This window comes from Pseudoalteromonas sp. BDTF-M6, assembly GCF_018334135.1.
In the GTDB taxonomy this organism is placed as follows: Bacteria; Pseudomonadota; Gammaproteobacteria; order Enterobacterales; family Alteromonadaceae; genus Pseudoalteromonas.
In genome coordinates, this window is record NZ_JAGXTQ010000001.1 from 949,773 (window position 1) to 960,817 (window position 11,045).

Sequence of the window (11,045 nt, forward strand, 5' to 3'; positions counted from 1 at the left end):
GAATTTAAGGCAAATGCCGAGATTCAAAAATGGGGGTGAGCTACACCTCTGCATCAACAAAATGAACCTATTTACTCAGCATCTTTTGATTGCTTAGCAAGACGTTCTTCCCAGAAGGTGGCGTTTTTAATGCCTAATTTTACCGGGTCAAATGTCACTTTACCGCCGGCTTTCTTCTGCTCTTCGTAATCACGCAAGCAGGTCAACGCCGGCTTGGCGACAAACAGAATAGCCAAGATACCAACAATATTGATCCACGCCATCAGGCCTACACCAATGTCACCGATATTCCAAATATAACCAGAGCTGTTAACCATGCCATATGAAACCATAAACATGATCACCAACTTCACAATCACGATTGGGATGTTGCCTTTGAAGTAACGGTTTAAGTAGGCCACATTGGTTTCGGCAATGTAGTAGTACGCCAGTATAGTGGTAAATGCGAAGAAGAATAAAGCAATACCGACAAAGGCATGGCCAAAGTCACCAAACACTTTGAACAAGGCCATTTGGGTAAATGCCGCAGAGCCGATTTCGGTTGCCGCATCCACATTTTGCACAATAAATTGGCCCGCAGGTAGTTCACCAACCACATTGTACTGCTGGGTAATCAGGATCATTAAAGCCGTCGCCGTACACACGAAGATAGTATCCACATACACAGAGAAGGCTTGCACCAGACCCTGCTGCGCAGGATGGTCAACTTCTGCGGCCGCGGCCGCATGAGGACCGGTACCCTGGCCTGCTTCATTCGAATAAATTCCGCGTTTTACACCCCAGCCAATCGCCGCACCAAAACCGGCTTGTGCGGTAAAAGCATCGGAAACGATTAATGAGAAGATACCCGGCACTTTATCCAGGTTTAGGAAGACCACGATCAAGGCCAGGACAATGTAACCCAAGGCCATAAACGGCACGACAATTTGAGTGAAGTGGGCGATACGTTTAATCCCACCAAAGATAATAAAGGCGAGAACAATCAGAATAATAGCCAAAGCAACGAGTTTAAAGGTTCCTACCTCACCAAAGCTCGTAGTCACCATTTCACCGTGGCCAAATACCTCGGTAAAGGCATTACCAACCGCATTCGCCTGCACACCCGGTAAAAACACGCCACAGGCAACGATGGCAGAGACTGCAAATAAGATAGCCAGCCATTTTTGCTGCAAACAACGGTCAAAATAAAAAGCTGGGCCGCCTCGATATTGGCCATCTTCTTCGGTTTTATAAATTTGGCCTAGGGTTGATTCGGCATACGCGGTGCTAGCACCCAAAAATGCCACGACCCACATCCAAAAAATAGCGCCAGGACCACCAAAACCAATCGCAGCGGCGACACCGGCAATGTTACCTACGCCTACGCGTCCGGATAACGACACGGCCAAGGCTTGAAAAGACGAGATACCTTTACTTGATTCATTCGAGCTCAGCAGCAACTTCCACATTTCTTTGAAATGTCTTACTTGCGCAAAACGGGTTAGTAAGGAATAAAATAGACCTGCGCCTAGACAGAGATAAATGAGTGCACTACTCCACACAACGTCATTAACGGCGCTTACAAAAGCTTCCATGGATATCCTCTATAATTATATTTTTTATTCTTAGTTACGATACTGAGAATGCGGGACATAAGGCAGTGAGGATCGGTTAGCACACTTACCCCACTCTTCAACCTTTGGAATATTAACTTATACCACCCAAGTTTGTTAACAGTTAATTTTCAATCCAACTGCATCTGGGTGTCTACTGGTACGTATTAGAAAAATAAAAGTCTTTAAATTTTAATATGTTAAACCAACCTAACCAGTATTCATCCTGACTATGTTAAAAGTAATAAAAAAGGCATGGGCCGTTATACGACGCATGCCTTTATTCGCTGCTAAGCTGTTAAATGGGCACTCGCGATGACTACTGCCCATGCTTTAGCGCATTATCTCAACTTATCGACCACAGCAACGATGGCGCTTAGGGTATCCTGGCCAAACTGATAAGAGCGGCGATCAGACCAACCATAATCTAGGTCTGGCAAGTTGGCGTTATCTTTAAACGGCATTTCTACCGTGTAGGCCAAGGCCTTAAACTCTTCACCCACGGCGCAAGATGCCACGGTCAAGTTGGCCTCGCCCGGCGCGTCTTTATCGTAACCGAACTCGTCCTGGAACTCAGGCGTGATGGTCAACAACGCTTGCTTAAAGGTGTTTTCTAACTCTTCCAGGCGCGCATCATAGCTTGGGATCCCTTCACTGCCGGCAACAAAGTTGTAAGGCAGGGCTTCATCGCCGTGGATATCCAAATACATATCCAGGCCTACCTCGCGCATCTTGTTAAGCACCAAGAATACTTCCGGGCTCTTTTCCATGCTTGGGGTTGCCCATTCACGGTTTAGATTCACACCGGCTGCATTGGTGCGCAGGTGGCCACGCACGCTGCCGTCTGGGTTCATGTTCGGCACTATGTAGAACACGGCCTTGCATAATAAGGCTGCCGCATGCGGGTCTTCGTCGTCCAGTAGCTTGTGTAGCAAGCCTTCAACGAACCATTCGGCCATGGTTTCGCCCGGGTGTTGACGTGCGGTGATCCAGATGTTTTTCTTTTCTGCACTCGGCTCACCGATGCGTAGAACCGTCATATCACGACCGTCCAGGGTTAGGCCCAGGTTTTGCGCTTCACAAATAGCATGGCTTTGTGCCCAATACACTAAATCCAAGTGGCGATCATAGCTATACGGCGCAAAGTAAGCGAAGAACATCTGTGAACATTCAGGCTCAACGTCGATAACTAGGCTTCCGTCTTCATAACGGGTAGGCACGCGGAACCAGGTTTGACGGTCGTATGAGGCCACTGCCTGGTAATCGTCCCAGCCTTCTGGATAAGCTGACTGCGCCAACTCATTGATCTGAATACGATGCTCAACAAATGCCGTGGTCTCTAGGCGAAAGTGGAACCACTGATAAAAATCAGACTGGTTGTCCTTATTGATCTCTAGCTGGATATTCATCGGGTTTTCACAAGCGATAACCTTGATATTACCACTGTCGAAATTACTGGTGATCTTCATTGCTGATCCTTATAGTTATACCAATTCACTTAAATAGCCAATCATTCTAGCGGGCTAAATATCGTGCTAACTGCGTTGGAATTTTTCTATGTAGAATACTATATAAGAAAAACTCCGCCTTGTTATCACATCATTTATCCAGCGCTATCTCTGATCACATACTTAACAGAATTGGCATTAGTGCAATAGCCTGGCCCTTCCCTCACTCTAATGCTGGGAAAGTCAGTATTAGCAATAAAAAAGCCGACACTCGGTGTCGGCTAGTCTTGTTCTTTACGCTTATTAGCGTGGCAAGCTTGGGTGAGTAACCTCAGCCATGTCTTGCATACAACGTACAACCTGACAGCTGTAACCGAATTCGTTATCGTACCAAACGTAAAGTACTACGCGGTCACCGTCAACAATCGTTGCTTGCGAGTCAACAACACCGGCGTAACGGCTGCCTACAAGGTCAGTAGACACGATTTCTGTCGACGCTGTGTAATCGATTTGGTCGCGCAGGTCAGAGTATAGTGCAGTGTCACGTAGGAAGGCATTTAGCTCTTCAACGTTTGTTGCAGTTTCAAGGTTCAGGTTCAAAATAGCCATTGAAACGTTAGGCGTAGGTACGCGGATAGCGTTACCAGTTAGTTTGCCTTCTAGCTCTGGAAGCGCTTTAGATACCGCTTTAGCCGCACCGGTAGAGGTAATAACCATGTTCAATGCCGCAGCACGACCACGACGCTCGGCCTTGTGGTAGTTGTCGATTAGGTTTTGGTCGTTGGTGTACGAGTGTACCGTTTCAACGTGACCATTTTTAATACCGAACTTGTCGTTAAGAGCCTTCAAGGTTGGTGTGATGGCGTTAGTAGTACAGCTTGCCGCACACACGATCTTGTCTTCAGGTTTGATATCCTGGTTGTTAACACCGTATACGATGTTCTTGATATCGCCTTTAGCAGGAGCGGTAAGTAGTACTTTTGCCGCGCCTTTTGCTTCAAGGTGTTGGCCCAGGCCAGCTTCGTCTTTCCAGATACCTGTGTTATCAACAACAAGTGCATCCTTGATGCCATAAGCTGTGTAATCAACTTCGCTTGGTGAGTTAGCGTAGATAACCTGGATGTAGCTGCCGTTTGCTTTAATGGCATTACGCTCGGTATCAACAGTGATTGAACCGTTGAAAGGACCGTGGATTGAATCACGACGCAACAGGCTGGCACGCTTTTCAAGGTCACCGTCTTTACCGCCACGAACTACGATGGCACGAAGGCGAAGATCAGCGTAAGGACCTGATTTTTCGATAAGTAGACGAGCTAGCAGACGACCGATACGACCGAAACCGTAAAGTACTACGTCGCGTGGCTCTTTTGCTGAACCGGCGTTAACGATTTCAGCCAGTTCATCGTTTAGGTATTCTTCAACAGAGCGACCATTGGCTGCATCTTTGTATAGGTAGTTATAAGCTAACTTACCGATATCGATACGAGCAGAGTTTAACTCCATTTTGCTAATGGCTTCTAGGAATGGGAAGCTTTCACGTAAACGCAGTTTTGAATCTTCAAATTGAGCGACGGTTTTGTGCGCTTTGATGATATCGATAGTACTGGCGCTTACTAGCGGACGGCCATATACAGCAATTTCGATACCACGGTTGCGGTACAGTTTACCAATAATAGGTTGCATACTTTCAGCGAAGTCTTGGCGTTCCTGCCAGCTGTTTAAGTATTCTTGCTCGTGAGATAAGGTCATTGTTTCTGCCTTTGAAATTTGTTTTGAACGGATATCAACCCCAGCATTCCATTGTTCAGACCACAAAGTGAGAGCGTGATCAAGGACAATATGCCTGTTGCCGGGCGCCCATATTCTAATGCAAAGCGCCGACAATAACCACCTCTAGTTGGCTTTAACTAAATACCCTAAGAATGGGCGATGGTAAATTGAGGTATAGGGGCTGGAGATATCAGCTGTAGAAAACATAGCACCAGACGCTGACAGCAAAAATAAGCGCACAAACAGTTAATGTCTGCCGTTTTAGGCATTAAAAAAGCAGCCCTAAGGCTGCTTTTTGTTATTAAGATTCAAGCTTACTGGTACCGACTTCAACACGGGTTTTCAGTTTTTGCCCGGGCCTGAAGGTAACCACACGGCGCGCCGAAATAGGAATATCCTCTCCGGTTTTTGGGTTACGACCCGGTCGCTCTTTCTTATCGCGAAGATCAAAATTGCCAAAGCCAGAAAGCTTGATCTGCTCCCCATTCTCTAAAGCTGAGCGGATTTCTTCAAAAAACGCTTCAACTAGTTCTTTGGCATCCTTCTTATTGATCCCCAACTTCTCAAATAGGTGTTCAGCTATGTCGGCTTTGGTAAGCGCCATATCTAGTCCCTCAACGATGCATTAAACTCTTTAGCCAAAGTGGCTACGACGTTGTCGACAACTAGGTTGATATCTTTCTCTTCGAGCGTTCTATCAACCGCTTGTAGTGTCAGAGCAATCGCCAAACTCTTATAATCTGGCTCTATACCTTTGCCCTTATACACATCGAATAAGTTTAGGTCAACCAATTGATTTCCGCCAACTTTTTCTATCGTGGCCAAAACATCACCGGCTTTCACCTCGTCTTTGACTAAAATCGCGATATCGCGACGGTTCGATGGGAACTTAGAAATAGCCTTTGCCTGTGGCAGCACGCGGTTATTTAGCGCGGCAATTTCAATTTCAAATACAAACGCAGTGCCATTAATGCCGAGTTGCTTGTGCAACTGCGGGTGCAATGCACCGATAAAACCAACCTGTACGCCGTCCGCATAAATAGCCGCGCTTTGACCTGGGTGTAAACCATCACACACCTGGGCCTTAAAGCTAAAGCGCGCATTGTCATTACACAGCGCCAATAAGGCTTCAACATCGCCTTTGACATCGTAGAAATCCGCTGCACGGCTATCTAGGTGCCAATGCTCGCCGTAACAACTGCCGGCAACCACGCCGCCAATCACCGCCTGCTGCAAGACGCCATTTTCCGCCTGCTCGTCGGCAATAAACTTCAGTCCTTGCTCGAAGAAACGAATGCGCGGCTGTTGACGATTTTGGTTGTACACCAAGGTGTTAAGTAGACCAGGCATCAGGGACTTACGCATCACCGACATTTCAATGGAAATCGGGTGCGGTAAAACCAGGCTATTGTCTTCACCGTGAATGGCATTTTGTACCTTAGGATCAACGAAGCTGTAGGTAATGGCTTCTTGATAGCCACGGGTTACCAGGGTGTCGCGCATACGCTTGATGGCAACATCGGCTTCATTGTGGCGAGTCATATTCAACTTGGCTAATGGCGCCTCGTTAGGAATATTGTTGTAACCGAATACGCGAGCCACCTCTTCGATTAAATCCTCTTCGATGCGAATATCAAAGCGGTAGCTAGGCACGTCGGCTTGCCAAGTATTATTAGCAAACTGCACATCCAGGCCCAAACGGCGGAGAATATTGGTGACCGTCTCATCATCGATATGGTATCCGATCACACGATCTAGGCGCTCGCGACGAAGTGTCACAGCCGTTACCTTAGGTAATTGCTCAGGAGCAACCGCTTCTACGATAGGGCCAGCCTGACCGCCAACGATCTCAAGAAGCAATGCGGTCGCACGCTCCATAGCGTCGCGTTGCAGTGCAAAGTCCACCCCACGCTCATAGCGGTGTGACGCATCGGTGTGTAAACCATAGCTACGCGCCTGACCGGCAATCGCAACTGGGTTGAAGAAAGCACTTTCAAGCAGAATATCTGAGGTCTTTTCGGTTACACCCGAGTGCTCGCCACCAAAGATACCGGCCATGGCCAGGGCTTTGTTATGATCGGCGATCACTAAGGTCGACTCGTTTAATTTCGCTGTGTTGCCGTCAAGCAATACCAGCTCTTCACCGGCGTTCGCGCTACGTACCTTGATGCCACCTGCAATGGCATTAAGATCAAAGGCGTGCATAGGGTGACCTAGCTCAATCAACACATAGTTGGTTACATCTACAACCGGATCGATTGAACGAATGCCGCTACGACGTAGCTTTTCAACCATCCACAATGGCGTTTGCGCATCCAGGTTAATACCCTTGAGCACTCGGCCAAGGTAACGCGGACAGGCTTCTTCATTGACCAGCTCAATGCTAATTTTATCGTCGATTGTTGGTTCAACCGCAGGAATTTCAAGCTCTTTAACGTCCAGGTTATTTAGTACACCCACTTCACGAGCCAAGCCTTTAATGCCTAAACAATCACTGCGGTTTGGCGTTAAATCAACGTCGATAATCTTGTCGTCAAGGGCTAGGTATTCGCGTAGGTCTTGGCCGATTGGCGCATCAGCCGGCAATTCCATGATGCCGTCGCCCTCTTCGCTGATACCCAGCTCTACAAACGCACATAACATGCCGTGTGAAGGCTGGCCGCGAAGCTTAGCTTTTTTGATTTTAAAGTCACCCGGTAGTACCGCACCCACTTTTGCTACGGCCACTTTTAGGCCTTGGCGACAGTTCGGCGCGCCACAAACGATATCGAGTAGCTCGTCTTCGCCTACGTTAACCTTGGTAACACGCAGTTTATCTGCATCCGGGTGTTGGCCACACTCAACCACTTCACCCACAACCACGCCTTCAAATTCACCCGCAGCGGCGTCAACGCCGTCTACCTCAAGGCCTGCCATAGACAGTTGCTCTGCCAGTTCGTTCGCGTCTATGGCCGGGTTAACCCATTCGCGTAACCATTTTTCACTGAATTTCATTTATCACGACCTCTTAACGGAACTGGTTTAGGAATTTCATATCATTTTCGAAGAAAGCGCGTAAGTCGGTTACGCCATAGCGCAGCATGGTCAGACGCTCTACGCCCATACCAAAGGCAAAGCCGGTGTACTTTTCAGGGTCGATGTTCACCGCACGTAAAACGTTCGGGTGCACCATGCCACAGCCTAATACCTCTAGCCATTTACCGTCTTTACCCTTCACATCTACTTCCGCAGAAGGCTCGGTGAATGGGAAGTATGAGGGACGGAAGCGAATTTCCATGTCTTCTTCAAAGAAGTTACGAAGGAAGTCGTGCAGAATGCCTTTAAGCTCGGTAAAGCTTACGTTTGTGTCCACCATCAGGCCTTCAACCTGGTGGAACATCGGCGTATGGGTTTGGTCGTAATCGTTACGATATACGCGACCAGGCGAGATAATGCGCAGTGGCGGTTGCTCGGTTTCCATGGTACGAATTTGTACGCCACTGGTCTGCGTACGCAATACCAGCTTAGGATTGAAATAGAAGGTATCGTGATCGGCTCGTGCCGGGTGATGAGCCGGAATATTCAAAGCATCGAAGTTATGGAAGTCGTCTTCAACCTCTGGGCCCGACTTAACGGCAAAGCCAAGTTCACCAAAGAAGGACTCTATACGTTCGATGGTGCGCGTCACCGGGTGAACACCGCCTGAGGCCATGTTACGACCTGGCAAGGTCACATCAATTGTTTCAGCGGCAAGTTTCGCCTCTAACGCAGCCGCACTTAAGGCTTCACGTTTTACGTTAATTGCTTCGGTAACTTGTTGTTTAGCTTGGTTAATTACTTGGCCTGCGCTCTTACGCTCTTCTGGCGCCATTTGCCCAAGTGTTTTAAGTAGCCCGGTTATTTCACCTTTCTTTCCAAGGTAGTTTACGCGCACATCTTCTAGGTGCGCGATTTCGCTGGCTGTTTCAACCGCCTTTAAGGCGTCAGCCAAAATCGCTTCTAAGTTCATCGGATACCTGACTAGGGTGATAATTTAAAGTGTTTATTTAGCCACTTATGATAACTAAAGGGCCGCATTGATTCTAGCCCCGCGCGTCTGTTTCTACAGCTTTAGTGTGGCTTTTATAAAAGGAATGGTGAGCTTTCGCTGTGCCGCCATCGAAGCGTGATCTAGCGTGTCGAGGACATCCAGTAGTGCACGCATATCGCGACTAAGGCGAGTCAATAAGAAGCGTGCACATTCATCGGATAGTTCCAGGCCACGCATCTTGGCTCTGTTGGTCAGTGCCTGCGCCTTATCATCATCGCTCATCGAGCGAATTTGCAAGGTGGTGCCCCACTTTAAGCGCGACTCAAGATCCGGCAGATCCAAATGCAACATATCAGGCAACAGGTCGGCGGAGATAAGCAAAAGCTTACCCGGCTCGTTAAAGCGGTTAAAGAAGTTAAAAAGGGCTTTTTCCCAGGCTTCATCACCGGCTATAAGGTGTAAATCATCGATACAGACCACATCGAGGGCATCAACCCCCTCTAGCACCTGAGGGCCATAATGCTGCACTTCACTGAGTGATAACAACATACTGGAAAGACCTAGCTCATGGGCATGAACACAGGTTGCATAAAGCAAATGCGACTTGCCAGAATCACCTAAACCGCACAAATAGGTGTATTGAAACTGTTCGTTCAGGTGATTGAAAGCCGCCTGCAGATGATTAACCTCCAGTGAGTCCTGTCCGCCAAAGTAACTGGCGTAGGTTTCATCATCGGGCAAGGTAACCGGCAGCGCTAATTGCGAGCTAAGCATCATAGGTTATTGCCACGCGTACTCGAGGTCATCGTTACTATTGGAGTAATAGAACTTCTGAGGATCGCGATAGTCGCTGAAGTAAGAGTCAAGGGTAAGCGCTTTCTTGAGATCTTCCACGCCACCGGTATGGCTAATACGAATTTCCACGCGTTCCTGACTAATGTGTATTACCGCTACATCGGTTACCACACTTAGGCTTTTCAATCGGCGCAACGCATATTCAATATCGACAAAGGTACGAGTGTTATACAACTTTAAGGTTTGCTGTTGTGCTTCATAACTGGAGCTGGCATCAATGGCGTATTCGCTCGCCAAAGCACTGGCCAAGGCGTCAACCATGTCTACCACGACTTGCTGTTGGTCACCCTTATGCTTGATTGCTTCAAACTGGTCTTCGTTAGTGAAGCGCCACTCTAGCTCCCAAGCATCGGAATTATCGTCCTTATAAAGGCGCGCAGAGACGACTCGCTCGGCCATATAACGTTTTGAGGCGATATCAAGAGAGTCACTGAAGTTACCCCATACATCCGCAACGGTAACATGTTGGTGATCCTCTAAATCCAATAAAGGCGTAACCACGGGAAGACCACGACGAGAGGCGCGATCGGCAAGTAACGCTTGAATTTGCGGATAAGAGTCGGCGGTCATAAACTCACGACGCCAACCATCTTCAATCGCTAACCAGATCACAACAAGAGGGCGACGGTTTCCCCATAAGGGTAAACCAGCATCACGCACCAGCGCATTGACCTTATTGCCGTCGAATTGCACCCGTAAATAAGTTTGCCCCTTATCATCCGCATACTCATATTTGGTCATGTAGTTGGCGATATCGGGTAGCGCGGTACGCACAGTGGAGTTGTCTGCTGCTCCAGCATCGCCGGTTACTTTAACAATAACATTGAGCAGCGCATTTTGGCTGGCGGTAGAGCGGCTGGTTCGAGTTTTATCTTCTACCGGTTGGCGATATTGATACAAGCCTTTAACTTCAATTGCCTGTAATGGCCAAGCGCCAAGGACTATAACTAGCAGTAATAAATTACGGATCACGTCGTCTTAAACCTTAGTGTGAATGCCCTGATCCTAAAACAAAGCCAGTAACAAAGCAAAGGGTTAGCCAAGATTAGTTAACTTGCTGAATCCCCAATTAATTAACCGCTAAGTCGGCGCTAATTTAAACCTATAACTCCCCTACTTTTTACTTAATTTTTAGGTGTGGAGCTAAGGACCATGCTAAATGGATGAATTGATTGCACAGGGGCTAATAATTTTAAAACGCCAGAAAGCAAAAAACCCGCTGCATTGCTGCAACGGGTTTCTTAAATTAGGAGCCTGGTGATGACCTACTTTCACATGGCAAATGCCACACTATCATCGGCGCAGTTCCGTTTCACTTCTGAGTTCGGCATGGGGTCAGGTGGGTCCAGAACGCTATTATCACCAAGCAAA

Annotated in this window: 8 protein-coding genes and 1 rRNA gene; all 9 read right to left on the reverse strand. The window is 47.8% G+C overall.

Annotated features, from left to right (window positions below):
- Positions 1-71 precede the first annotated feature (71 nt).
- The 9 genes from KD147_RS04270 to rrf all read right to left on the reverse strand — a co-directional run bounded on the left by KD147_RS04270 (position 72) and on the right by rrf (position 11,041).
- Positions 72-1,574, reverse strand: a complete 1,503-nt coding sequence (locus KD147_RS04270; protein WP_105255616.1) for an alanine/glycine:cation symporter family protein — start codon at positions 1,572-1,574, stop codon at positions 72-74.
- A 359-nt stretch (positions 1,575-1,933) separates the two neighbouring features.
- Positions 1,934-3,061 carry a M14 family metallopeptidase gene (locus tag KD147_RS04275; protein WP_105189520.1) on the reverse strand — a complete coding sequence of 376 codons (1,128 nt, stop codon included), beginning with the start codon at positions 3,059-3,061 and terminating at the stop codon, positions 1,934-1,936.
- 282 nt (positions 3,062-3,343) lie between these two features.
- Entirely contained in the window at positions 3,344-4,789 is a 1,446-nt protein-coding gene (locus tag KD147_RS04280; protein WP_105189519.1) for a glyceraldehyde-3-phosphate dehydrogenase, read from the reverse strand.
- 322 nt (positions 4,790-5,111) lie between these two features.
- Positions 5,112-5,414: an integration host factor subunit alpha gene (gene ihfA / locus KD147_RS04285; protein ID WP_105189518.1), complete on the reverse strand. Its 303-nt coding sequence runs from the start codon at positions 5,412-5,414 to the stop codon at positions 5,112-5,114.
- A 2-nt stretch (positions 5,415-5,416) separates the two neighbouring features.
- Positions 5,417-7,804, reverse strand: a complete 2,388-nt coding sequence (pheT, locus tag KD147_RS04290) for a phenylalanine--tRNA ligase subunit beta (protein WP_212547018.1) — start codon at positions 7,802-7,804, stop codon at positions 5,417-5,419.
- Positions 7,805-7,817: 13 nt separating this feature from the next.
- Complete coding sequence (gene pheS, locus KD147_RS04295; RefSeq protein WP_212547019.1) at positions 7,818-8,798, reverse strand: phenylalanine--tRNA ligase subunit alpha; 981 nt, start codon at positions 8,796-8,798, stop codon at positions 7,818-7,820.
- 93 nt (positions 8,799-8,891) lie between these two features.
- A complete protein-coding gene (hda, locus tag KD147_RS04300) occupies positions 8,892-9,593 on the reverse strand; it encodes a DnaA regulatory inactivator Hda (protein ID WP_212547048.1) in 702 nt (233 codons plus the stop codon).
- Positions 9,594-9,599: 6 nt separating this feature from the next.
- A complete protein-coding gene (locus tag KD147_RS04305; protein ID WP_212547020.1) occupies positions 9,600-10,646 on the reverse strand; it encodes a DUF2066 domain-containing protein in 1,047 nt (348 codons plus the stop codon).
- Between the two features lie 280 nt (positions 10,647-10,926).
- Positions 10,927-11,041, reverse strand: a 5S ribosomal RNA gene (gene rrf, locus KD147_RS04310).
- Positions 11,042-11,045 lie beyond the last annotated feature (4 nt).